Raw genomic sequence first — 23,986 nt, forward strand, 5'->3', positions numbered from 1 at the left:
ACTCCTTTTATCTCTATGTTTATCTTTTTATTTTACCTCTACAATATTATCCTCCATATTCACATCCGCAAGTCTCTGGCTGAAATCAATTCCCAGTACAGACAATTGAGATTTTGTATAAGGAATCGTAATGGTATACTCTTTCTGAGTCCAAGGCCAGTAAGGCATCGTCTTGAATTCACCATAAACATCCTTTTCCTTCCATGTGTGGGTCATATTCAATGGAATCTGGTAAGTAACAATCTTTTTATCAGTAGTCATTACACTGAAATCAATTGGCATTGGAACCTGACCGTTATTGATAAGGGTAACTGTTGTAGATTTTGCATCATACTTTACATCCTTAACTCCGTAATCGATTGTTTTTGTTGTGTTAATCCAGTAATTGTGGAACCATTTCAGATCTATTCCTGAAACTTTTTGAGCAATATGAAGGAAATCTCTATCTGAAGGATGTTTCATACTCCATTGGTCATAATATTGTTTTAAAGTTTCTGCCAGATTTTGTTCTCCCATGATATAGCCTAACTGCACCAGGTACAATTCTCCCTTCACGTAAGAAGCATAAGTATAGGATGTTCCGTTATCATGATGATCTCCTAACCAAACTGCAGGTTCTTCAATTCCTTTTTTAACGAAGTTTCTGTAAGCATCCAATCTTTCAACAAAAGGATTAGGTAATTGCTCTGGGAACAACTGATGCATCGTATACCCTTCTGCATAGCTTGTAAATCCTTCATCCATCCAAGGACGTACAGATTCGTTAGTTGCAAGCATCTGCTGATACCAAGAGTGAGAACCTTCGTGAGCCATTAAGCCCATTAAGTCTTTAATATTTTTAGCTTCTCCAAGGATCATGGTACACATCCCATACTCCATTCCTCCGTCACCTCCTTGAATAAAGGCATACGTTGGATATACATACTTACCGAAATGAGAGTTCATAATCTGGAAATACTTGGTAATATAAGGCTGTGCTTCACCCCACACTTTAGTTTTATCATTTTTCTGATAGACTAAATATACTTTTGGACCTTCCGGAACATTAAAGCTTTCTACTGAATAATCTCTGTCTGCACTCCATGCAAAATCAAGAATATTCTTAGCCGTCCATTTCCAGGTAGCTTTTTTATCTTTTTCTGCCTTAATCTTAGCAGCAGTATCGTATCCTTTTACTTCTGTTGGGTTTTCTAGAATTCCTCCTGCTCCAACAACATAGTCTTTATTAATTTTAATGGTCACATCAAAATCTGAGAAAGGTGCATGGAATTCTCTTCCTAAATAATCAAAAGTTGCCCATCCATCATAATCATACTCAGCAATTTTAGGATACCATTGCGTCATAGTCATATCTACTCCTTCTCTGTTGTTTCTTCCACTTCTTCTGATCTGCTGAGGAATCACCGAATCCCAATCCATGGTAAAGATTGTAGTAGAATTTGGTTTGATAGGTTCTGCCAGATACACTTTCATAATGGTTTCCTGAACTTCAAACTTCAGATCCGTCCCATTTTGTTTGATCCAGTGAATATTCTGAGCCCCTTCCTGATCTTTCGGAATAGTGGACAGTGTTGAAATCCCGTTTTTCTGCAACCTTCCGTCACCATTTTTCCCTTGGGAAGACACTCTCTGATCCATCATGGAATTAGGCTTAAAGGCATTCCAATACAAATGGAAATATACCACATTAAGCTCATCCGGTGAGTTATTGGTGTATTCTAAGGTTTGTTTTCCCTGATAGGTAAATTTTTCAGCATTGACATCAATATCCATCTTGTATTTCGCAGCCTGCTGATAATAAGCTCCTTGCTGAGCCTGGAATTGTGAAATGATAAACGCAAAAATGATTGCAGCCGATTTTCTCATTTAAAATTTTATTTTTTCTAAAGGTAGGTAATTTAAACAAAACCCTAAAATGTGGAGTTATAACAAGGTTTTGTTCTATTTTATATGGTTTTAGATGAATCTTATTCAGGATTGTTAAAAGACTTACAAAACTATTTTTCACCACAGATTGTGCGGATTTTCACAGATGAATATGGTTCATATCCTACAGTTAGCAGTATTGATCTTTCAATAGCTTTTTAATCAATGTAATTTGACCCAAATGATAATAGGCATGTTCAATCATTCCATCAATATTCCTTTGATAGGTTCCATACTTTTCATCTACAAACACCTCATCAAGCTTTGAATCCGGCATCTTTTCCAACAGAGTTGTAAACTTTTCAGAATCTGACCATAGCTTATTCAACAAAGCATTCCATTGTTCCTGAGATTCAATAGGCGGAGCATCAAAACTATATTGATCTTTTATATCTAAAGTTCCCCCTTCAAAAACAGGGATGATTCCAGCGATATAATAGTCTATATGAAAAGTGAGCATGGCAATAGTATTTAAAGAACCAACCTTCGTTACAGCCTGTTCCCAGATTACATCAGAAAGCTGATCTTTAAAATTGGTATTGGCAATCCAAAGGCCATCAAGCATGACCTCTTTGAATCTTTTGGCTAATTGTGACACTGAACTCATAGCTATGGTATGTTTTTCTAAAGATAAAAAAAACCTCAACTGTTTTTACAGCTGAGGTTTATATTATCAAAGGAAATTAAGATTATTTCTTAGCAGAAACTTCTTTTTTCCCACTTCTTAAAATCTTTTCAAGGATTCTTAAAGTAATCAGATAGGTTGGTTTTACTCCTGTAAGACCTAAACCACCTGAAGATAATGTACTACCTGTTTCTAACGGATTATCCGAAGCATAGTACGCATAGCAAACAAACAGATCCGGTGAAATATGATGTCTGATTTTAGAGGCTACCTGAATCGCTTTCTGATAGTGAGCTCCTTCCATTTCAAGCCCAATCGCTCTCCATGAAGTATTCATAAAGTATGAAAGAATGTCTTTATTTTGAAGAGAAGTTCCTAAAACCGTAATCATTGGACCTTCAAAAGCCTTCAATTCATCATCTTTAAAATCATCAAGCTTTAATGCATTTTCAAAAGGATAATTATCGGCAGTTCCTTCAAAGATATGAGAAGTTGGGATCATAATATCACCTTTTTCTCCGGTAAGAATACCTGCTTTACCCATAATGGATACAGATTTTACATGCATCATGTATACTTCTCCTTTATGTTCGTAAGGTTTCAGTAACTCGTCCATTACTTCAAAAGCCTGCTCACCGAAAGCATAGTCAAATACCATTACTACATCATCTCCTGAGAACTTAGTATCAGCAAATGGAGTATTTTTTAGGTTCATTTTGCTAAGATCAATGATCTGTACATCAATATTACTTCCACTTTTATCAGCAATATGGATCATTCCTTCATCCATGGCAAATTTTAATACCTTGTCACGAAGTTCTTTTTTATTAGAGATTTCTTCGTACAGTTTATAATCTACCTCATTGTTGTGCTTCTTTTTAAGGGCATCATTAGCATACAGCATATTCTTTACAGAGTGCATGTTCGCTGAAATGATGTGCAAAGGACGGGTATGAAGATTGTTTTCAAACAAAACCTCTTTCACTTTATTAGCCCATTTTTCACCAAAATAATGGTGTCCTACTCTTTCCTTTAATATAGCACTGAAATGAATTTCTCTCTCTGTTGATCCTTTTGCATCCTCAAGGCTTACTTTTCCTAAGTTATAGATGATTTTAAATAAACGGTCCGGATTATTATCATCACCAAAAGTATTGTAAGCTCTTAATGTTTCATCAAAAGATCTTCCTATTAAAGAAGAAAGGTGGATTAATGCCACTTCTTTCTCTTTTCTGCTGAATTTCTTTTCACCCTTCACTACTTCTTCAATAATTTTGAAGGCACGTGTTGGCTTCCAGTTTTCATCCTGAATGAAAGCCAGGTTACGGATTTTATCAGCTTCTATAAATAAGAATGTAAGGTGGGTAAGAATGTCATAAATTTCGGAACGGCCCAAAAGAACCTCAATATTCATTTGGTGTTCGTCTATTCTATAACAGTTTCTTCTTCTTTTCTTTGGAACAATAGGTTCGAAACTTCCTTTATCAAACCCTTCATCAGATGTAAGATGAATAAAAGCACATTCTTCAATTCCTTCCGGAAGCCTGTCTAGTACATACATTAAACCATCAAGTTCCAATTTGTTCGGGATATTCATGGTTCCATAAATTTCCGGATTGATGGTTTTTAACAAGCTTCTGATACTTTCTCCTGAAACCCCTGCCGGTTTGAAAAATCCTCTATAAAATAAGTGTCTCATAGAGATGTATAATCTTTCAATAGCCTCTGTTGTTTCTCTTGCTCTAGAATTTGTCATAAAATAAATTTCACACAAATATACAAAATCTCCGCTCAACTTATTTTAACTATCTTTTAATTAAGTTGTTTAAAACCCATCAATAGGCAGATTTATTTTAAGATATGATGATATTCTTCTTTATTTTAATATGAAATGAATATTACTATTTTAATCTTATATTTATAGTAGTATAAAATTTTAAAGCTGAGGTTAAAAATAAACTCAATCCCTGGATAGTAAAATGACATGATACTATTAAAAACGTTCACTCTGATGAAACAAACATTAAATAGGATTCCTTTTTGGGAAAACTATGGATCTGTCATATTTTAGTTTATTTTTTGCTGCTGACGATATTTTTAGAAAATATATCTTCAATACGCCATAAGCTTTCAAACAACAAGCACAAATTCCAATCCGCCCCTCCCAAAATTAAAACCATTGTTTAATTTTTAGTTAAAATTTGACAACACCCCTAAAAATTATAGGGGTAAAACATTTTCAATTCATTTTTTTTGTAAATTTGCCCAGTAAAAAATCACCCAAATATGTCAACCTTAAGATTCAAAGCATTAGAAACCCTTCCATTTAAGGATTTCAGAAAAGACAACTCTGTTGAAATCCCTGCGAAATTATCAGAGCTATTCTGTAAAAATGTTTTCTCAGAAGAAACAATGAGAGAATATTTAACCAAAGAAGCATTCAGCTCTATTATGGATGCTATTAAAAAAGGAACAAAAATCCAGAGACATATCGCAGATCAGGTAGCGGTAGCGATGAAGGATTGGGCAATGAGCAAGGGAGTAACTCACTATACTCACTGGTTTCAGCCTTTGACAGGTACTACTGCTGAGAAGCATGATTCATTCTTTACTCCTATTGAAGGCGGTAGAGCGATTGAAAGATTCAGCGGAAACATGTTGATTCAACAGGAACCGGATGCATCTTCTTTCCCGAATGGAGGAATCAGAAATACTTTTGAAGCTAGAGGATATACTGCTTGGGATCCTACATCTCCTGCATTTATCATGGGAACAACATTATGTATTCCTTCTATCTTCATTTCTTACACTGGAGAGACATTAGATTACAAGGCACCTTTATTAAGAGCTTTGAATGCTGTGGATGAAGCTGCAACCAATGTAATGCAGTATTTTGATAAAAATGTAACTAAGGTAACTCCTACTTTAGGGTGGGAACAAGAATATTTCCTTGTTGATTCAGCGTTATACCAATCACGTCCGGATCTTGTATTAACAGGAAAAACATTATTGGGACACTCTCCTGCAAAAGGACAACAGCTAGATGACCACTACTTCGGTTCTATTCCTACAAGAGTAATGAACTTCATGAAAGAGTTGGAAATCGAGTGTATGAAGTTGGGAATCCCTGCAACAACAAGACACAACGAGGTAGCTCCAAACCAATTCGAGCTTGCTCCAATGTTTGAAGAAGTAAACGTTGCTGTAGACCACAACTCTTTGTTGATGGATATCATGGCAAGAGTTGCTCACAAGCACCACTTCCACATCCTATTCCACGAAAAACCATTCGCAGGAGTAAACGGAAGCGGAAAACACAACAACTGGTCTTTAGCTACTGATACAGGTGAAAACCTTTTAAGCCCAGGAAAAAATCCTAAGAAAAACCTACAGTTCTTAACATTCTTCGTGAATACAATTAAAGCTGTACATGAATATGCTGACCTTTTAAGAGCAAGTATTGCTTCTGCAAGCAACGATCACAGATTAGGTGCTAATGAAGCTCCACCGGCAATTATTTCAGTATTCATCGGAAGCCAGTTATTCAGCGTTTTAGAAGAGCTTGAAAAAGTAACGAACGGAAAATTATCTCCGGAAGAAAAAACAGAATTAAAATTAAATGTAGTTGGAAAAATCCCTGAAATTCTATTAGATAACACCGATAGAAACAGAACTTCGCCGTTTGCATTTACAGGAAATAAATTTGAGATCAGAGCGGTAGGATCATCTGCAAACTGTGCAGAATCTATGACCGTAATGAACACTATTGCTGCAAAACAGCTTAATGATTTCAAAAAAGAAGTTGACGCTTTAATTGAAACAGGTCTTAAGAAAGACGAGGCTATCTTCAATGTATTGAGAGAATACATCAAGCAATGTAAAAACATTATGTTTGAAGGTGACGGATATTCTGATGACTGGGCTAAAGAAGCTAAGAAAAGAGGATTGAACAACCTTAAAACAACTCCTGAAGCTCTTAAGCAGGAAATGGATAAGAAATTCCTTGATCTTTATGAAGAAATGGGAATCTTTAACCACAGAGAAGTTGAAGCAAGAAACGAAATTAAATTAGAAAAATATTCTACTGTTATTGATATTGAAGCAAGAGTGTTAAGTGATATCGCAAGAAACCACATTATTCCTTCCGCTTTAAATTATCAGAACAGATTAATTGAAAACGTAAAAGGTCTTAAAGAGATCTTTGGAGACAAGGAATTCAAATCTTTAGCAAAAGAACAGATGAGTTTAATCACAAGCATTTCTGAAAATGTTTCTATCATTAAACTTGGTGTTGAAGATCTTCTTAAAGCCAGAGAAGCAGCCAAAAGCATAACAGACAGCCAAAAGCAGGCAGAAGCATACTGCAACAAAGTAAAACCTTTATTTGACGGGATCAGAGACGCTTCTGACAACCTTGAAATGATGGTAGACGATGAGCTTTGGCCAATGACAAAATACAGAGAGATGTTGTTTACAAAATAACTCTGTAAAGTTCCATATTAGTTAAATTCCTCAGTTTTTTCTGAGGAATTTTTTATTATATCTACTCCATGATAACAGATTCTATTCGTTAAGATTTTGCAACTTCTTAACTAAAACATTCCTTTCAGATCTGGTTTTACATGGAAAAGAGAGATAAGATTTAAAACCAACATCAAAACATCTGATAAAAGCCTATTAATACTGGCTTTTAATAAAATTCATTTTGTTTTTTTAACAGCCCTGAAAATTAGAGTTTTAAATTACAAAACGCTATTTATAGAAGAAAATCGATAGATTTTGTTAAAGAATCTTAATAAAAAAAACCGCAGGCTTGCCAAAAATAGGCAGTTGCGGTTTATTTTTCTTTAACATATGTAAATAATATGTTAAATAGTGTTAAAATGAGATCCTGACAATTATCATATCAGGGGTCTTTTACTCGGAATCTCTACTTTTGTAATGCTTTTGAAAATAAATATTCCAATTTTAACACGGTTAATCAAATATATATGAAGAAAAGAGTTCTGTTTTATTTAGTTGCTTTAGTTACTACAGTATCATTGCAATCGTGTGCTACTAATTATGTGGTTTCAAAACCAGCAACTTACAGTAAAGAATACAAAACAGATGCCAAACTAGCTTCTATTGATAACAAAAAAATGGAGCAGGATAAGCAGAAATTAATCGACTCTTTTCTTGCTGAAAAAGCGGCATCTATAGCAAATGCTAAAAAAGCTGTTAAAAATTCTGAGATTGCAAAAGCAATCAAACATAATAAAACCATCGACGGTATCCTTGAAGAAGCTGAAACATACCTTGGAACTCCTTACAGATATGGAGGAACAACAAGAAGAGGTATTGATTGTTCAGCTTTCGTTCTTTCTGTATTCGGGGCTGCAGCAGGTCTTACTTTACCAAGAGTAGCGGCTTCTCAGGCTCAGGAAGGGGAAAGAGTTGAAAAAGGAGAATTACAGAAAGGAGACCTAATCTTCTTTTCTCATGGAAGAAGAATCTCTCACGTAGGTATTGTAGAAAGTGTTACTGAAGAGGGTGAGATTAAATTTATCCACGCAGCAACATCTAAAGGAGTAATGGTTTCTTCATTGAATGATTCTTATTGGGGACCTAAGTTCAGATTCGCAAAAAGAGTAATCAATGCAGAAGGGGAAGCTTACAACAACCTAGCTTCTACTACTCAAGCTACACCAGCAAATTTTTAATTTTATAAATAATTGATTTAAATAATGAAGCCATCAGAATTCCTGATGGCTTTTTTATGTTTCATACTTTCTTATTAAGTTTTGACTAAAGCCAATAGAATATATTGATATAAAAAAACGGGCTTTAGCCCGCTTCTATTGAATTTAATGATTAACGTTTAATATCCCTTCTTGTTAAAAAAGGTCCTCAAAAATATCAGCAGCCAGCATCTACCTCAGAGCTTAGCTATTTCTGTCTATTTCAATATCCAGCTTATACAACAGTCCATAGACTTCCGAAAGCGAAAATTTGGCCTTTTTAAGCCTATTTAACACCGGATCTATTGAATAGTTAACCGAAGTCCTCAAATCTGCCTTTTCAAGATTAGTATTATCGAAAACAGCGCCTGAAAGATCACAACTGTTAAAGACCGCCTGAGACAGGTCAGAGTCTGCAAAGTCAACCTCTATCAGTTTTGAGTCTTTAAAAATAGTTTTCTTAATAGAGGTCTGATAGAAAACAGAATTATTAAGCATACAACCATCAAACTTAAAAGACAGGCCAAAGGCATTACAATCAGTAAACTGAAGACCGAGCATTTTGCATTCCTTAAAAAGAACATCCCGAAAAGCTGCTGAGGTAAGCTTCGCCATGCTTAGGTTACAACCTTTAAACTCGCAGTCTGTAAAACTAAACCCAGACAGGTTTCCATATTCAAAACTGCAATTCTTAAAAGTACAGTTTTCATATTCTCCTTTTTCTAATGGAAATTGGATAAAATCTGTATTTTCATAATTTTGATCTAAAATATAAGCGTCTTTCATATCAGATGATGATTAATGGGTATAATGATAGTGCCCATCAATTTTGTGGGTCTAAAAGCAAATTAAATCGTTTTGGGAAGAACTAAACTAAGCTGTTCTTATCTGAATAATTAAGTTTAAAGAAAATAAAAGTCATCATGGAGAAGGCCAACAAAGAACTTCCACCATAACTGAAATACGGAAGCGGAATCCCTACCGTTGGGAAAAGCCCCATAACCATCCCTAAATTGATGGAAAAGTGCATCAGAAGGATCGAAGCAAAACAATAACCAAATACGCGGTTAAAAGTAGACTTCTGTTGCTCTGCCAGGTAATAGATTCTTCCAATGTAAATCATATAGCACAAAATAAGAACTGCACTTCCTAAGAACCCCCATTCTTCTCCTACGGTACAGAAGATATAATCGGTTTCCTGCTCCGGAACGAATTTCCCTTGTGTAACTGATCCTTCACGATATCCTTTTCCTAAAAGGCCACCAGATCCAATGGCTGTTTTAGAATATAATAAGTTGTATCCTGAAGTATCTCTAAATGCTTTTTCACCTTTATAAAGAACCTCAATTCTTTCTCTCTGGTGCTTAGGCAGTTTTTCTAAAATATAGGGTGAACCAAATGCCAGTCCACATAATAAAAGAATAGACCCTGAAATTCCCGAAATAGAAATCACATCCCAGGACATTCTATGGTAATTCATTGCGATTAAAACTCCGGCAATAAGTAAAATAGCTCCGGCTACATACACTGGCGGAATGGCTAAAGCTACCAAAAAGACAGCCGCAAAAATGAAACCTATCCCAAACAGCATCCCACTTAATCCTTCTCTGTACAAAGCAATAAAGAAAGCAATAAAAACAAGCATAGATCCAACATCCGGAATAGCAAGTACTACCGCTGCCGGAATACCAATAATTCCTAAGGCAGTAAATAAAGACTTTCTATTTTTAAGGTTAAAATCAGGTCCGGAAACATAGTTGGCTAACATTAATGCTGTACCGATTTTAGCAAACTCTACAGGCTGCATGGTAAAACTTCCGAATTTATACCAGTTCTTCTGTCCCAGAATTTCCTTTCCGAAAGGGAAAAGCCCAATCAGCAAGAGTACTCCGCCTATATAAATGATACCTGCCATATTTTCGAAGAACTTGCTTCTTCCTACAAATATGATAAGCCCAACAAATACAGATATACAGAAGAACATCAGCTGTTTTTCTCCCAGTTTTTGGTCAACACTGTAAATATTGGCAATTGCAAAAATACAAAGCATGAAGTACAGTCCGAGGCCCAGTTTATCTATTCCTTCTGTCCATTTCATTGCTTCACAGGTTTTTTAGCAGTATTATTATTTTTAGCTTTCTCTTCGTCTATCTTCTTTTGAAGCTTGGCTTTTTGTTGCTTAACCAATTCAAGACTGTCCTTTATTCTCTTTTGTTTAATAGAATCAGGTTTAGGGTCTTTATAAAGCCCTTTACGTTTCAAGTCAGCAATCCATTGCCTTTTGTATTCCGGCATGAAACTCGAGGTAATCATTTTCTTATACAGATTTTCCCTCTTCAAATCACCGGTAATATATTTTTCAGCAATCACGGTACAGGCCGGGCCTGCCCAGGTTGCTCCAAACCCTGCGTGTTCCATTACAGCTACCACAACAATTTTGGGTTTATCAGCAGGAGCAATTAATACAAAGATAGAGTTATCCTTTCCTTGCGGAACCTGTGCTGTACCTGTTTTAGCTAACTGTGTAAAATCATTGGATTTCAATCCTCTTGCAGTTCCTCTTAAAACTACGGCTTCCATCCCTTTTAAAACAGGATCAAAGTGTTTCGGATCTACTAGAGTTTTATGTTTAACCTTAAACCTTGGATCTGGATTTGGTTTTCCATCAATTGCTTTTACGATGTGAGGAGTATAATACCAACCTTTGTTAGCAATAGCAGCTACATAATTGGCCAACTGAATAGGCGTTACCAAAACGTCACCCTGCCCCATTCCATTATAGATTGCTCCGGTTGACATTTCATCCCAGTTTTTAAAATCAGTTCTCTGGGATCCGCTTGCTTTCATGATGGCTTTAAACCTTTTCTCATAAAAATCTCCGGAAGGTATTCTCCCCTTAGCTCCTACGGCAAAGTCATTATTTAAGAATTCTCCGACTCCAAAGCTGCTCATGATTTTTTTCCATTCATCAACACCTTTTGAAGGATTTCCAGGGTATTTTTTGATGATGGCAATAAATGCATAAGTAAAGAAACAGTTACTGGAAACCTGAATAGAAGGAATAAGCGGATCTGCTCCACCATGCCCTTTAATTCTTTTTCCTTTATAGAAGAAACCACCACCACAAGGGAAAATAGTTTTTTCAGTCATTACTCCCATCTGCATTGCAGCAAGGGCTGTTAATAATTTAAAAGTAGAACCCGGAGGATAACCTGCCTGCAAAGAACGGTCAAAAGTAGGCTTATTTTCATAAAGCGTATCTTTTGATAAAGCATATAGATTTTTAGATTTATAAGGTCCTGTAAATAGGTTTGGATCAATATCCGGTCCGGTTGCTGCTACTAGCACTTCTCCGTTGTTAGGATCTATCGCTACCACGGCTCCGTGCTTGTTGACAAGCATTTCTTCTGCTGTTCTCTGAAGATCATAATCAATAGTCAGGGTAATATCTTTACCGGTAACTACGTCCTTATCTAAAGATCCGTTTTTATAAGATCCGATATTTCTAAGCCTGATATCTTTTTGGATGTATTTCATCCCTTTTACCCCACGAAGTTCCTTTTCATAAGACTTTTCTACTCCTGTTTTCCCGATAAAGTCTCCTGGCAGATAGTAAGTAGAGTCTTTTTTAATTTCTCTTTCGTTTACTTCACTGGTATACCCCAAAAGGTTTCCGGAAGTAGACACTTCATATTGACGCTGAGGTCTCTGTACAATATTAAAAGCCGGATATTTAAAAATAATTTCCTGTACTCTTGCAATATCTTCTCTGCTGAGATCCTTTAAAAAGGTCATAGGAGTAAGCTTAGAGTAGTACTTTTCTTTTTTAATAACATTGATCTTGTTGATGAAATCCGTTTTAGAGATTTTCATCAGACTGCAAAAGCCCAAAGTATCAAAATCAGGTTTCATTAACCCTTGTGTAAAGGAGATTTCATAAGCTGGCTGGTTTCCTACCATGATCTTTCCGTTTCGGTCAAAAATAACCCCACGTTGTGGAATTACATATTCAATTTTGATAGATGTATTGGCTGCATTCAATGCGTAACGGTCTGTAAACAATTGCAAATAGGCAAGCCTCGCTACAAAAATAAGGGCGATTACAACAAGGACGGAAAAGATTTTTAAATAACGTGTGTTCAAACTTTTTGTTTGATTTTAAATATTAATGCGTAAATAACTATAAATATAAAGGAAATTATACTTGTTATCACTACATTAAGTAATATTTCAAAAAAACGGCTAAATTTAAAAAATTCGATGTACTGCACTAACAGCTGGTGCAGGAAGATACTTGAAAATAAAAACAGTAAAAACTGAGCCCATTGAAGGGACTGAAAAGAGAAAAAGTCTGTAGAAGTATCTGTTGAGGTTCTGAAGATTAATGTTCTGAAATACGCAATAAGTGTTGTTGCAAAAGCATTGATCCCCCAGGTGTTGAGGAATCCATCCACAGAAAGCCCTATTAAAAAGCTTAGTGCTAAAAACTGAAATTTATTTCTGAAAAAAGGATAGAACATGACAAATACGGGATATAATACCGGAGTATATTTCCCGAAAACAGTAATCCTGTTCAATACAAAGATCTGTAATGCAACAAGAAAAATCATGATTAATATATCGGTAAATAAAGTCCTGCTAATCATTTTCTTTTTTTATTACAGCCTGCATCGTGTCCTGAATTTTCTGCACTTCCGCTTTTTTCAGGTTTTTCACGACATACACTTTATTCAACGCTCCCATTTTTTCACTCAGTTCCACAGAAATATCCCAGAAACCGGTTTTATTATCTACGGAATATCCGGCAATAGTTCCAATCATCACCCCTTTCGGGAAAATAGCAGATTTCCCGTCTGTAACAACGGTATCTCCTACTTTTAAAGCAACATATTTTGGAATATCGGCAAGATGCATCACTCTGGAGTTATCTCCGTTCCAGGTTAATGTTCCAAAATATCCGGAATTTTTAAGAGAAGCATTAATTCTGATTGTATTGACACTCAATACAGACTGAACCAATGCATAACTATCTGTAGAATTGATAACAATCCCCGCAATACCTCTTGGTGCCATTACCCCCATCTGAGGGAAGACTCCATCTCTGCGGCCGCGGTTGATTGTAAAGTAGTTATTTCTTCTGTTGATACTATTGAAAACAATTTCACCATCAACAAAAGTATAGATCTGACCACCTCCAATGGTATCATGTACTCTTTTGAAAACCGGATTCTTAGCCCCATCTTTTCCATAAAGTTCTGTCATAAGAGCTTTATTCTGAACTACCAGATCTTCATTGATCTGTTTTAGCTTCAGATAAGAAACTCCCTCATCAATATACCCGGAAATCCATGAATTTAACGCAGCCGTTTGGCCCGCAATCCAGGATCTCTGCATGGCATTTCTAGAGAATATCAGAACCAGAGCAATAATTTGCAGGAATATAAAGAAGACAAAAAGTGTGTTCTTCGAAAATAATCTCAGCAAAAATCCCATTCAGATATATAGTCGTAAAAAGTTAAAATTATTTAATTAAGAAATTGAATTTATCCATATTCTTAAGGGCAATACCAGTTCCGCGAACTACCGCTCTCAACGGATCTTCCGCTACAAATACAGGAAGACCTGTCTTTTTGTGGATTCTGTCCGCAAGACCTCTTAATAATGCACCTCCTCCGGCAAGATAAATACCAGTCTTATAAATATCAGCAGCCAATTCCGGTGGCGTAAGGGAAAGAGTTTCCATTACGGCATCTTCAATTCTGATGATAGATTTGTCTAATGCACGGGCAATTTCTTTATACCCAACCATAATTTCTTTTGGTTTCCCTGTAATAAGGTCTCTACCTTGTACCGGAATATCCTCGATGTCTACATCAAGATCTTCTACAGCAGAACCTACTTCAATTTTAATTCTTTCAGCAGTTCTTTCTCCAATATAAAGGTTATGGTGAGTTCTTAAGTAATAAGCAATATCATTGGTAAATACGTCTCCTGCAATTTTTACAGATTTGTCGCATACGATACCTCCTAAAGCTACAACAGCAATCTCAGTAGTACCTCCACCTATATCGATGATCATGTTACCTTCAGGCTTCTGTACGTCAATCCCAACTCCTATAGCAGCTGCCATTGGTTCATAAATTAATCGTACTTCTTTTGCGTTTACTTTTTGAGCAGAGTCTCTTACCGCTCTTTTTTCAACTTCAGTAATACCAGAAGGAATACAGATTACAATTCTTAATGCAGGCTGTATGAATTTACCTTTGATTCCAGGAATTTTCTTGATGAATTCCTTAATCATGTGTTCAGAAGCGTGGAAATCTGCGATAACCCCATCTTTCAATGGACGGATTGTCTTAATATCCTCGTGAGTTTTCCCTTGCATATGCTTCGCCTGTTCACCCACAGCAATCGGCTTACCCGAAGAACGTTCAATTGCAACAATTGACGGTTGATCTATAACAATTTTATTATTATGGATGATAAGGGTATTGGCTGTTCCCAGGTCTATCGCAATTTCTTGCGTAAACATATCAAATAAACTCATATTTTTCTTCTGATTTTAAGTTTACAAAGATATAAATTTAACACAACGAAAGAAATTTCAACACAACTTAATTTGGTTAAAATTTTATTAAAATTTATAATTCTTTATTAACTTTCTGTTTAGACAATTACAGAGTTTGATTTCAACTAAAATTAACAGGGGAATTTGAACTGTAAAAACATCAGGAAAAGCAGAAAATAGTTGAATCAATAGGTCAATTTGCCAGATTCCCTTTAGCAGATTAAGTTTTCAGCTTTCTTCTCCTTCATATCATTTACTTTTCGATCATAGTTTTTACGATAATTATCATATACACTATCAGAGGTTGATTAATTAAAAAAAGCGTAAATTTGCGACTGCTTATGTTACAGTATTCCAACATCCATCGAACATCGAATTTTGCCGTGCTTTCTATAAGCTACGAAAAGGCCGATGTAGAAACGAGAGGAAAGTTTGCATTCTTTGATGAAAACATCAAAAACTTTGTTTCCCGCGTCCATCAGGAAGATCTTGGGGATGCATTTGTGGTTTCCACATGTAACAGGACTGAGATCTATACCACATCTTCCAATTATCTTTTAGTGGCAGAAGAATATTGCAAAACCATCGGAGTAAATCTTACGGATTTTCTTCAGTTTGCTAATATTTTAACCAAAGAAGAGGCTTTAATACATCTTTTCAGAGTAGCTGCCGGTCTTGAAAGCCAGATTATTGGAGACTTTGAGATTATTGGTCAGATCAAAAAAGCATACGCCCGTTTTAAAAAGGAAAGACAGAATTCTAATCCATATCTTGAAAGAGCTATTAATGCTGCTATTCAAATTTCAAAAAGGATAAAGAATGAAACCGGGATTTCCAACGGAGCTGCTTCTGTTTCTTATGCCGCTGTTCATTACATCCTAAACAGCCAGAAGAGAATTACTGAAAAGAACATTCTTCTTCTTGGAGTGGGTGAGATTGGGCAGAATACAGTTGAGAACCTGGTAAAACATGTTTATCAGCCGAAAATTAAAATCGCCAACAGAACTCAGGAGAAAGCTGAAAAGATTTCCCAGAAATATAACATTCCTCATGTTGACTATGCTGATGTTGACAAGGAATTAAAAGACACGGATATTCTTATCGTGGCTACAGGGGCAAAACACCCTATTATCAACCAATCGCATTTCCCTAATGGAAAGGAAACATTGGTGATAGACCTTTCTATCCCTCACAACGTTGAAAAGAATGTTAAAGAAAATAAAAATGTAACCTTAATTGATGTTGATGAACTTTCAAAACAGATTCAGGAAACGATCCAGCAGAGAGAAAAAGAAATTCCAAAAGCTGAAAAGATCATCAAGGAACTGATGAAAGACTTTATTGAATGGGAGAAAAAAAGAAAACTGGCACCAAACATTCATCATTTCAAAGCAGTCTTAAAAAACATGGAACGCAATGAAATGCATAACTTTTACAAGAAAAATAAATATATAGGCATCACGGATATGGAACTTTCTGATAAAATGATCCAGAAGATCACCAACCGTTTTGCAAAATATATCATCGATAATCCTTTAAAAGCCGAAGAAATTAGTAAATTAATGCACGAAATATTAGTTGAACAACCAAACAACGAATTCAATGAAAAGCATTAGAATCGGAACAAGAAATTCCGCACTTGCACTTTGGCAGGCTAGAGAGGTTGCGAGGCACCTTCAGAACAACAATTATTTAACGGAAATCGTTCCTATCGTTTCTTCTGGCGATAAGAACCTTAATCAGCCTTTATATTCATTAGGGATTACTGGGGTTTTCACAAGAGACCTTGATGTAGCCTTGTTGAATGATGAGATTGACATTGCTGTTCATTCTTTAAAAGATGTCCCTACCCAATTACCTCAGAATATTGAGATGATTGCCTATCTGGAAAGAGATTATCCTCAGGATATTCTGATCAGAAAAGCATCTGCAAAAAACAAAGAGCTTCATGAGCTAAAATTGGCAACAAGCAGCTTGAGAAGAAGAGCTTTCTGGTTAAGACATTTCCCGAATACTGAGTTTTCAGATATCCGTGGAAATATCCAGACCCGTCTTCAGAAACTTGAAGATGGAAATTTTGATGCTACCATTCTATCTTTGGCCGGGATCAAAAGAATGAAAATGGAAATTGATTATGAAATGCTTCCGGTAATGATTTCTGCCCCATCTCAGGGTGTTATTGCTGTTGCAGGACATTCCGATAAACCGGAGATCAATGAAATACTGAGACAGATCAACCATCAACCTACACAGACTTGTGTAGAAATTGAAAGAAACTTCTTAAGCACTTTAGAAGGCGGATGTACAGCACCTATCGGAGCTTTTGCAGAAATCATTGAGGATCAGATCCGCTTTACAGCAGCTCTTTGCTCCCTTGATGGTAAAAACTGTATTGCTATTGATGAGAACTTCGAGTACAACGCTACAGAAAATTTTGGAGAGAAATTCGCAAAAGTAGTATTGGAAAACGGTGGTAAAGAATTAATGGCAGAAATCAAAAGCCAGATCTAAGAGTATTTAGATTTCAAATTCTTTTTAACTCCTTTTTTCATCTTCTAACCTACAGACATGAAAATCTTATTTACCAAAAATATAGACCAGGCAACAATATCCAAAGAATTAGGAGAGGATATTTCGGTTGACTGTGTTGAGGTAATTAAGACTAAACCTATTCTGATCAGCCCGTTTGAACTGAAAAATTACTCTTTGATCTTTACCAGCGTCAATGGTGTGGCTTCGTTTTTTAAAAACAGGTTTAAGCCTAATGAAAATTTCACGGCTAAAAACTACAACAAGATTTACTGTGTAGGCGAGAAAACAAAAAAGGCTTTAAGAAAACATGGCTTTGGAACATTTAAGGTATTAAGGAATGCGGATGCCCTTTCAAGATTCATTATAGGAAACTGCCAGCATGAGCAGTTTCTCCACTTCTGTGGTAATCTTGCTATCAATGTTCTCGACAAGGAACTTCCTCTTCAAAATATTAAGTATAAAAAGATTACGATCTACAACACCGAGGAAACCAATCCTTTAATTCCTGAAAAATATCATGCTGCAGTATTTTTTAGTCCAAGCGGAGTTCGTAGTTTTGCAAAGCGAAATTCCCTGAAAGATATGAAGCTGTTTTCGATTGGAGAAACCACCTCCGGGGAATTAAGAAATTATACTCACGAAAATATTTTCACGTCTGAAGAAAATACACTAAGCTCTGTATTTGAGCTGATAAGACAGGAAATTGTGAGCCAACTTTAGAATATCTGTTACCGAATTTAGATGGTAATATTAGTTTAAATAGATTATGATTAAAAACGACCTATATTTAAAAGCACTTCGCGGAGAAACCGTTGAAAGACCTCCTGTCTGGATGATGAGGCAGGCTGGAAGATATCTGCCGGAATTCATTGCCTTAAGAGACAAGTATGATTTCTTCACAAGATGTCAGACACCTGAACTTGCTGCTGAGATTACCCTACAGCCTATCCGCAGATTTCCTTTAGACGCAGCGATCCTGTTTTCTGATATTTTGGTGGTTCCACAGGCTATGGGAATCGATTTCAAAATGAAAGAATCCGTTGGCCCTTGGTTGGATACTCCGATCAGAACAATGGAACAGGTTCAGAATATCGAAACTCCGGATGTGAATGATACTTTAGGATACGTTTTTGATGCTATTGAGTTAACGCTACAGAAATTAGACAATGATATTCCATTGATTGGTTTTGCAGGTTCTCCATGGACCATTCTGTGCTACTGTGTGGAAGGAAAAGGAAGTAAGGCTTTTGATATTGCGAAATCTTTCTGTTTCCAACAGCCTGAAGCCGCTCATTTATTACTTCAGAAGATCACTGATACTACGATTGCTTACCTTAAGAGAAAAGTAGAAAAAGGGGTATCTGCTGTACAGGTTTTCGATTCTTGGGGTGGAATGCTTTCTCCAACAGATTACCAGGAATTCTCTTGGCAGTACATCAACCAGATTGTTGAAGCATTAAGTCCTCTTACTCACGTAGTAGTATTTGGAAAAGGATGCTGGTTTGCATTGGAAGATATGACAATGTCTAAAGCTTCTGCTCTTGGTGTTGACTGGACGATTAAGCCGGAATTCGCAAGAACATTAACCAACCATACGATGACTTTGCAAGGAAACTTTGATCCTGCAAGATTACATTCAACTCCTGAGACGATCAAGAAAATGGTAAATGAAATGATTAACCGTTTCGGAAAAGACAGATACATCGCCAATCTAGGACACGGTATTCTTCCTAATGTTCCTGTTGAAAATGCTGAGGCATTCATCAGAGCAGTTGTTGACTGGAAACCTAACCTGTAAAAACAAATATAGTCTTCAACACTGAAGATTTAAGATAATAAAGAAGCCCTATCATTACTGACAGGGCTTTTTTATATGTTTTTCTGTATTGTTAGCTAAGCATTCGTTGTGCTTTTTTAACACCTTCTACCAAAAGATCAATTTCTTCAAAAGTATTATAAACAGCAAAACTTGCTCTTACAGTTCCTGCAATATTAAAGAACTCCATGATAGGCTGTGTACAGTGGTGCCCTGTTCTTACAGCAATACCCATTTTATCAAGGATCATCCCTACATCAGAAGAAATCCCCACGCCTTCCAGATTAAAGGAAACAACTCCTGTTCTATGTGCTTTTTCACCATATACTTTAAGTCCTTCAATTTCTAAAAGGTGTCTTTGGGCATATTCCAGCAAAGCATTCTCATGTTTCTGAATATTTTCATGCCCTACTCTATTCATAAAGTCTACAGCCGCTCCAAGAGCAATGTTTCCACCTACATTAGGTGTTCCTGCTTCATATTTAAATGGAAGCCCAGCATACGTTGTTCCATCAAAAGAACATGTTGCAATCATTTCACCACCTCCGTGGAATGGTGGTAAAGCTTCTAATATCTCACGTTTACCATATAAAATACCTGTTCCCATTGGAGCATACATTTTATGTCCCGAGAATACGAAGAAATCACAATCTAACTTCTGAACGTCAATATTGAAGTGAGGTGCAGACTGCGCTCCATCAATAACAATATAGGCATCTGAATTTTTTCTTGTTTTTGCAATGATTTCTTCAACGGGGTTTACGATTCCCAACGCATTAGAAACCTGGTTTACAGAAACCACTTTAGTTTTTTCGCTTAAAAACTGATCAAGGTAATCTAACTGAAGAATTCCATTTTCGTCAATAGGAATCACACGAAGTTTTGCTCCGGTTCTTTCACAAAGCAACTGCCATGGAACAATATTAGAGTGATGCTCCAGGTAAGAGATAATAATCTCATCATCTTTTTGCAATTTTTGAGTCAAAATATAAGAGATGAGGTTCAAACCTTCTGTTGTTCCTTTGGTAAAAATAACTTCAAAATCATGTTCAGCATTAATGAACTTCTGGATCTTTCTTCTTGAAAGCTCCATTTCTTCTGTTGCAAGTTGGCTTAATGTATGTATTCCTCTGTGAACATTTGCATTAAGTTCTGTATAATATGCGTGACAGACGTCTAAAACCGAATTTGGCTTTTGAGATGTAGCTGCATTATCCAGGTAAACCAATGGTTTACCATTCACTTCTCTGTCCAATATAGAAAACTGGCTTCTTATTTCCTGAATGTCAAACATTTATTTATTTTTTAAATTAAACCGTTCTTATTTAGAACCCTTCAAATTTACGGCTTTTTTTCCGAAAGGAAGCATGGAGATCCAAGCTGATACTTGTCAGCTGATAGAAATATTCGATAGCATCGAGTAAACAAAACCGATAAGGAGACTAAAAGGAACAAAAAAAACCTGCCAAAAAATTGACAGGTTCTTATATTGTATTGTTTAAATAAGCAATTCTTATTCTGCTGCAGTTTCTTCTGCTGGAGCTGCTCCTTCTTCAGTTGCAACTTCTTCTTCATCTTCATCATCCATTGCTGCTGCACCTCCTTTCATTGCATTTCTAGACATCTTAACAGCTACTACTACTGCATTGTCTGGGTGCATGAAAGAATATCCTTCAGTTTTGATACCACCGATGTAAAGTTTGTTACCGATTCTTAATGGAGTAACATCTACAACGATTTCGTCAGGTAGGTTAGCAGGAATAGCTTTTACTTTTAGCTTTCTGAAAGACTGACGTAAAACACCACCAGCTACAACACCTTTAGAACGTCCTGTAATTCTTACTGGAACCTCCATAACTACTGGCTTATCGTCAGATAGTTGGTAGAAGTCGATGTGAAGAATTTTGTCAGTAATTGGGTGGAACTGAATATCTTGAAGAACTGCAGGAATTGTTTTTCCGTCAACTTCAATAGATACCGTGTGTGCTTCAGGAGTGTAAACTAATCCTTTGAAAGCTTTCTCTTCAGCAGAGAAGTTTAAAGGTGCTTCACCTCCATAAACAACACAAGGAACTAATTCAGCATCACGTAAAGCTTTTGTAGACTTTTTGCCCACGCTTTCTCTTTTTGTACCTTGAATTGTAATAGATTTCATTTATAAAAAATTTAAAAAATTGTTCTTGTTTAAATTTGCAAACTATTTAAAATCAATTAAATAACAAACTTGCTACTGATTGATTTGTGCTCATGAACCATCGTCATAACGTCCGCAAATAATGGGGCGCAAGATAGCACTTTTATTTTAGATGACAAATTATTTTTAACAGGAATTGAGTCAGTTACAATAACTTCCAATAGTTTTGAGTTCTCAATATTCTCGTAAGCCTTTCCTGAAAGCACTCCGTGAGTAGCCATAGCTCTTACTGTTTTTGCTCCTTTCTCAATCAGGATATCTGCTGCTTTGCAAAGCGTACCTGCAGTGTCAATCATGTCATCAATAAGAATTACGTTCTTACCTGTAACATCTCCAATAAGGAACATTTCTTCTACAACGTTTGCTTTCTTTCTTTCCTTATAAGCAATTACCACTTCAGCTCCTAGGTGACCTGCATAGTTTTTTGCTCTTTTTGCACCTCCCATATCCGGAGAAGCAATCGTAAGGTTATCAAGATTTAAAGATTTGATATAGTCCACGAAGATAGAAGAAGCATAAAGATGATCTACCGGAATTTCGAAGAATCCTTGAATCTGATCTGCGTGAAGATCCATTGTCATCACTCTTGTTGCTCCTGCTGCTGTAAGAAGGTTAGCAACTAACTTAGCACCGATCGGCGCTCTTGGTTTGTCTTTTCTGTCCTGTCTGGCAAGTCCGAAGTAAGGAATTACAACGGTAATGCTCTTTGCAGAAGCTCTTTTTGCTGCATCAATCATTAGAAGAAGTTCTAAAAGATTGTCTGCAGGCGGGAATGTAGATCCGATTAGGAAAACTCTTCCACCTCTTACAGATTCGTCCAAAACAGGCTCAAATTCCCCGTCGCTGAACTCCTGAAAGTTGATTTTTCCTAATTCTTTCCCATAACTCTGGGCAATTTTCTCTGCCAAGTCCCTGCTGGTTCTTGTACAAAATAGATAACTTAACTGATCGGCCATTTTTACTTTTTAAAAGATTTTGCAAATTTAAAAAAAACCACAAGATTTACTCCTGTGGTTTTTAAGTTTTTATTTAATCAAATAATTATGGGAATTTAACTCCTGAATAATTACTAGGATTTACCTGTGGTAATGATGAATTATAAGTTGCATTAATTGCAGTAATAAACTCGTTCGCAATAATAGCATATCCTCTACCTGTTAAATGTACTCCATCCAGCGAGAATGCACCACCAGATACAAACTTAGCAGTATATTTCACCCCGTCCCATGAAATTCCAGAATCCCCGGCCAACGTCTTAAGTTTAGCATTTGCATCTACAAAAGCATATCCTTTTGCTGTTGCCGCTGCTTTAATGGTTACATTATAAGCATCTATAGCATCATTGATTTCTTTAATCTCAGATGGAATCAAAACATATTTATCTGCAAATGGATACGCTACTCCTCTGGCACCAAGAGATGCAGGAACACCTGGAGGAAGGGTCTCAAGTGTACCAATTGCCGCCTTTGTTGTTAAAGGAATAAGATCTCCAGATCTCGCCTGTCTTGCCTGCCCATAAGTAGCGCCAAGATAAGTCGCCAGCAACACTAAAGTTGGATTTCCGGAATTTGTAGCAGCAAAAGTAATCTGTGCTCCCAAATTTGGAATACTTTCATCTTTAATCAATAATGGGTTAGCTGCTGTCTTAGAAAGAGGTTTAATTCTATCTCCCGCTCCTAATCCTGCTAAAATCTGGCTTAGAGGTCCGTATACATTTTTATTTAAATCATCAATTGTAGCCTCTCCAACAGCAACATTTCCTTTCCCTAAAACGGCTGCCGTTAAAGGATTTGTTGGTATTGTTGTTAAAGATGGAATGGAAGTTACACTTGGAATATTAGCAATAACTCCTTTCGCTTTTGTAGCTTCAATTTTAGAAATCAACATATCATAATATGTTTTAAACTGAGCAGGAGGTGTTAAAGTTTCAACAGAGCTGTCTGCACCTGCTAAAGCATATAATAAGGCATCATTATTTCCAATCCATAATGAGAAGAATGTAGGATTTTGGCTGGCAAAATCATCCATTACAGACACATTAGGTGACGAAGCAAATCTTACAAAATAAGGATTCGCTGTTTTTGTTGTTATTCCTGCAATATCACCATATTTTGGAGCTAACAAATGAGCTACTTTTGCTCCAGGAACCCCCATATTATTAAAGGGTCCTTTAAGAATATTGCTGACTAAATTTGCTGCCTTATTATCATTAATAGGACCTATATCAGGTGATCCATCAACAAAACCTTTTATATAAAGTTTTGTATCCTGAATCTGAGCCGTAGCCCCTCCGCCTATAGGCAGAAGTAATCCTCCGTTATTATCTCCCATTAAAGGCTGTTTAAAGTCTCCACCACCTACTAGCTTCATTTGCTGAGCAATCATAGATGGATAAGATTCATTTTGCCCATCAATATAAAGAGCTCCATCTCTGTATCCAGAAGTCAGTGAATTTCCTAAAGCAACATATTTTGAGAAATCAGCACTTCCTTTTGATACCTGAATATCTTTTACATCCGTATCAAAATCAGTCTTACAGCTTGTTACTGTAAAAAGAAGTGCAGAAACTGCTATTGTCGATATTATAATTTTTTTCATAGTCTTT

Annotated in this window: 19 protein-coding genes; 6 read left to right on the forward strand and 13 right to left on the reverse strand. The window is 36.2% G+C overall.

Annotation, left to right across the window (positions count from 1 at the left end):
• Window positions 1-27 precede the first annotated feature (27 nt).
• The 3 genes from BOQ64_RS09920 to BOQ64_RS09930 form a co-directional block, all read right to left on the reverse strand.
• Entirely contained in the window at window positions 28-1,866 is a 1,839-nt protein-coding gene (locus tag BOQ64_RS09920; RefSeq protein ID WP_129057941.1) for a M1 family metallopeptidase, read from the reverse strand.
• 190 nt (window positions 1,867-2,056) lie between these two features.
• Window positions 2,057-2,533: a DUF1572 domain-containing protein gene (locus BOQ64_RS09925; RefSeq protein ID WP_129057942.1), complete on the reverse strand. Its 477-nt coding sequence runs from the start codon at window positions 2,531-2,533 to the stop codon at window positions 2,057-2,059.
• An 82-nt stretch (window positions 2,534-2,615) separates the two neighbouring features.
• Window positions 2,616-4,307 (reverse strand): DUF6909 family protein, encoded by a 1,692-nt coding sequence (locus BOQ64_RS09930; RefSeq protein ID WP_129057943.1) that lies wholly within the window; start codon window positions 4,305-4,307, stop codon window positions 2,616-2,618.
• A 530-nt stretch (window positions 4,308-4,837) separates the two neighbouring features.
• Between BOQ64_RS09930 and BOQ64_RS09935 the strand changes: the two genes are divergently transcribed.
• Together BOQ64_RS09935 and BOQ64_RS09940 are read left to right on the forward strand one after the other, a co-directional pair.
• Window positions 4,838-7,033, forward strand: coding sequence for a glutamine synthetase III (locus BOQ64_RS09935; protein WP_129057944.1), 2,196 nt, complete (start codon window positions 4,838-4,840; stop codon window positions 7,031-7,033).
• 509 nt (window positions 7,034-7,542) lie between these two features.
• Window positions 7,543-8,253, forward strand: a complete 711-nt coding sequence (locus BOQ64_RS09940; RefSeq protein WP_129057945.1) for a C40 family peptidase — start codon at window positions 7,543-7,545, stop codon at window positions 8,251-8,253.
• Between the two features lie 222 nt (window positions 8,254-8,475).
• Here BOQ64_RS09940 and BOQ64_RS09945 read toward each other — a convergent pair whose 3' ends face one another.
• From BOQ64_RS09945 to BOQ64_RS09970, 6 genes are all read right to left on the reverse strand, one after another.
• Window positions 8,476-9,057, reverse strand: coding sequence for a pentapeptide repeat-containing protein (locus BOQ64_RS09945; protein ID WP_129057946.1), 582 nt, complete (start codon window positions 9,055-9,057; stop codon window positions 8,476-8,478).
• Between the two features lie 82 nt (window positions 9,058-9,139).
• Complete coding sequence (gene rodA / locus BOQ64_RS09950) at window positions 9,140-10,369, reverse strand: rod shape-determining protein RodA (protein ID WP_129057947.1); 1,230 nt, start codon at window positions 10,367-10,369, stop codon at window positions 9,140-9,142.
• A complete protein-coding gene (locus BOQ64_RS09955) occupies window positions 10,366-12,414 on the reverse strand; it encodes a peptidoglycan D,D-transpeptidase FtsI family protein (RefSeq protein ID WP_129059703.1) in 2,049 nt (682 codons plus the stop codon). Before BOQ64_RS09955 ends, rodA begins: the two co-directional genes overlap by 4 nt.
• Window positions 12,411-12,917: a rod shape-determining protein MreD gene (locus tag BOQ64_RS09960; protein ID WP_129059704.1), complete on the reverse strand. Its 507-nt coding sequence runs from the start codon at window positions 12,915-12,917 to the stop codon at window positions 12,411-12,413. Before BOQ64_RS09960 ends, BOQ64_RS09955 begins: the two co-directional genes overlap by 4 nt.
• The gene (gene mreC / locus BOQ64_RS09965) at window positions 12,910-13,764 is read right to left on the reverse strand and encodes a rod shape-determining protein MreC (protein WP_129057948.1); all 855 of its coding nucleotides are present in this window, start codon (window positions 13,762-13,764) and stop codon (window positions 12,910-12,912) included. Before mreC ends, BOQ64_RS09960 begins: the two co-directional genes overlap by 8 nt.
• A 28-nt stretch (window positions 13,765-13,792) precedes the next feature.
• Window positions 13,793-14,818: a rod shape-determining protein gene (locus BOQ64_RS09970; RefSeq protein ID WP_002982450.1), complete on the reverse strand. Its 1,026-nt coding sequence runs from the start codon at window positions 14,816-14,818 to the stop codon at window positions 13,793-13,795.
• A 362-nt stretch (window positions 14,819-15,180) separates the two neighbouring features.
• Between BOQ64_RS09970 and hemA the strand changes: the two genes are divergently transcribed.
• Genes hemA through hemE form a run of 4 tightly spaced genes read left to right on the forward strand, consistent with a single transcriptional unit; the run spans window position 15,181 to window position 19,169 of the window.
• Entirely contained in the window at window positions 15,181-16,455 is a 1,275-nt protein-coding gene (gene hemA, locus BOQ64_RS09975; RefSeq protein ID WP_129057949.1) for a glutamyl-tRNA reductase, read from the forward strand.
• Complete coding sequence (hemC, locus tag BOQ64_RS09980) at window positions 16,442-17,350, forward strand: hydroxymethylbilane synthase (protein WP_129057950.1); 909 nt, start codon at window positions 16,442-16,444, stop codon at window positions 17,348-17,350. The genes hemA and hemC overlap by 14 nt, the downstream gene beginning before the upstream one ends.
• Window positions 17,351-17,407: 57 nt before the next feature.
• The gene (locus BOQ64_RS09985) at window positions 17,408-18,091 is read left to right on the forward strand and encodes a uroporphyrinogen-III synthase (RefSeq protein ID WP_129057951.1); all 684 of its coding nucleotides are present in this window, start codon (window positions 17,408-17,410) and stop codon (window positions 18,089-18,091) included.
• A gap of 46 nt (window positions 18,092-18,137) precedes the next feature.
• Window positions 18,138-19,169, forward strand: a complete 1,032-nt coding sequence (gene hemE / locus BOQ64_RS09990) for a uroporphyrinogen decarboxylase (RefSeq protein ID WP_129057952.1) — start codon at window positions 18,138-18,140, stop codon at window positions 19,167-19,169.
• 91 nt (window positions 19,170-19,260) lie between these two features.
• Here hemE and BOQ64_RS09995 read toward each other — a convergent pair whose 3' ends face one another.
• From BOQ64_RS09995 to BOQ64_RS10010, 4 genes are all read right to left on the reverse strand, one after another.
• Window positions 19,261-20,481 carry an aminotransferase class V-fold PLP-dependent enzyme gene (locus tag BOQ64_RS09995; protein ID WP_129057953.1) on the reverse strand — a complete coding sequence of 407 codons (1,221 nt, stop codon included), beginning with the start codon at window positions 20,479-20,481 and terminating at the stop codon, window positions 19,261-19,263.
• Between the two features lie 219 nt (window positions 20,482-20,700).
• Entirely contained in the window at window positions 20,701-21,342 is a 642-nt protein-coding gene (locus BOQ64_RS10000) for a 50S ribosomal protein L25/general stress protein Ctc (RefSeq protein ID WP_045491758.1), read from the reverse strand.
• Between the two features lie 56 nt (window positions 21,343-21,398).
• Window positions 21,399-22,337: a ribose-phosphate pyrophosphokinase gene (locus BOQ64_RS10005; RefSeq protein WP_129057954.1), complete on the reverse strand. Its 939-nt coding sequence runs from the start codon at window positions 22,335-22,337 to the stop codon at window positions 21,399-21,401.
• Window positions 22,338-22,422: 85 nt separating this feature from the next.
• Window positions 22,423-23,979 (reverse strand): G-D-S-L family lipolytic protein, encoded by a 1,557-nt coding sequence (locus tag BOQ64_RS10010; protein ID WP_129057955.1) that lies wholly within the window; start codon window positions 23,977-23,979, stop codon window positions 22,423-22,425.
• Window positions 23,980-23,986: the final 7 nt, after the last annotated feature.

This window comes from Chryseobacterium sp. CH25 (assembly GCF_004119455.1).
Taxonomy (GTDB): Bacteria; Bacteroidota; Bacteroidia; order Flavobacteriales; family Weeksellaceae; genus Chryseobacterium.

Coding starts and splice junctions, on each gene's coding strand:
- BOQ64_RS09920 (WP_129057941.1), bottom strand. CDS start 1,866: ATGAGAAAATCGGCTGCAATCATTTTTGCGTTTATCATTTCACAATTC.
- BOQ64_RS09925 (WP_129057942.1), bottom strand. CDS start 2,533: ATGAGTTCAGTGTCACAATTAGCCAAAAGATTCAAAGAGGTCATGCTT.
- BOQ64_RS09930 (WP_129057943.1), bottom strand. CDS start 4,307: ATGACAAATTCTAGAGCAAGAGAAACAACAGAGGCTATTGAAAGATTA.
- BOQ64_RS09935 (WP_129057944.1), top strand. CDS start 4,838: ATGTCAACCTTAAGATTCAAAGCATTAGAAACCCTTCCATTTAAGGAT.
- BOQ64_RS09940 (WP_129057945.1), top strand. CDS start 7,543: ATGAAGAAAAGAGTTCTGTTTTATTTAGTTGCTTTAGTTACTACAGTA.
- BOQ64_RS09945 (WP_129057946.1), bottom strand. CDS start 9,057: ATGAAAGACGCTTATATTTTAGATCAAAATTATGAAAATACAGATTTT.
- rodA (WP_129057947.1), bottom strand. CDS start 10,369: ATGAAATGGACAGAAGGAATAGATAAACTGGGCCTCGGACTGTACTTC.
- BOQ64_RS09960 (WP_129059704.1), bottom strand. CDS start 12,917: ATGATTAGCAGGACTTTATTTACCGATATATTAATCATGATTTTTCTT.
- mreC (WP_129057948.1), bottom strand. CDS start 13,764: ATGGGATTTTTGCTGAGATTATTTTCGAAGAACACACTTTTTGTCTTC.
- BOQ64_RS09970 (WP_002982450.1), bottom strand. CDS start 14,818: ATGAGTTTATTTGATATGTTTACGCAAGAAATTGCGATAGACCTGGGA.
- hemA (WP_129057949.1), top strand. CDS start 15,181: ATGTTACAGTATTCCAACATCCATCGAACATCGAATTTTGCCGTGCTT.
- hemC (WP_129057950.1), top strand. CDS start 16,442: ATGAAAAGCATTAGAATCGGAACAAGAAATTCCGCACTTGCACTTTGG.
- BOQ64_RS09985 (WP_129057951.1), top strand. CDS start 17,408: ATGAAAATCTTATTTACCAAAAATATAGACCAGGCAACAATATCCAAA.
- hemE (WP_129057952.1), top strand. CDS start 18,138: ATGATTAAAAACGACCTATATTTAAAAGCACTTCGCGGAGAAACCGTT.
- BOQ64_RS09995 (WP_129057953.1), bottom strand. CDS start 20,481: ATGTTTGACATTCAGGAAATAAGAAGCCAGTTTTCTATATTGGACAGA.
- BOQ64_RS10000 (WP_045491758.1), bottom strand. CDS start 21,342: ATGAAATCTATTACAATTCAAGGTACAAAAAGAGAAAGCGTGGGCAAA.
- BOQ64_RS10005 (WP_129057954.1), bottom strand. CDS start 22,337: ATGGCCGATCAGTTAAGTTATCTATTTTGTACAAGAACCAGCAGGGAC.
- BOQ64_RS10010 (WP_129057955.1), bottom strand. CDS start 23,979: ATGAAAAAAATTATAATATCGACAATAGCAGTTTCTGCACTTCTTTTT.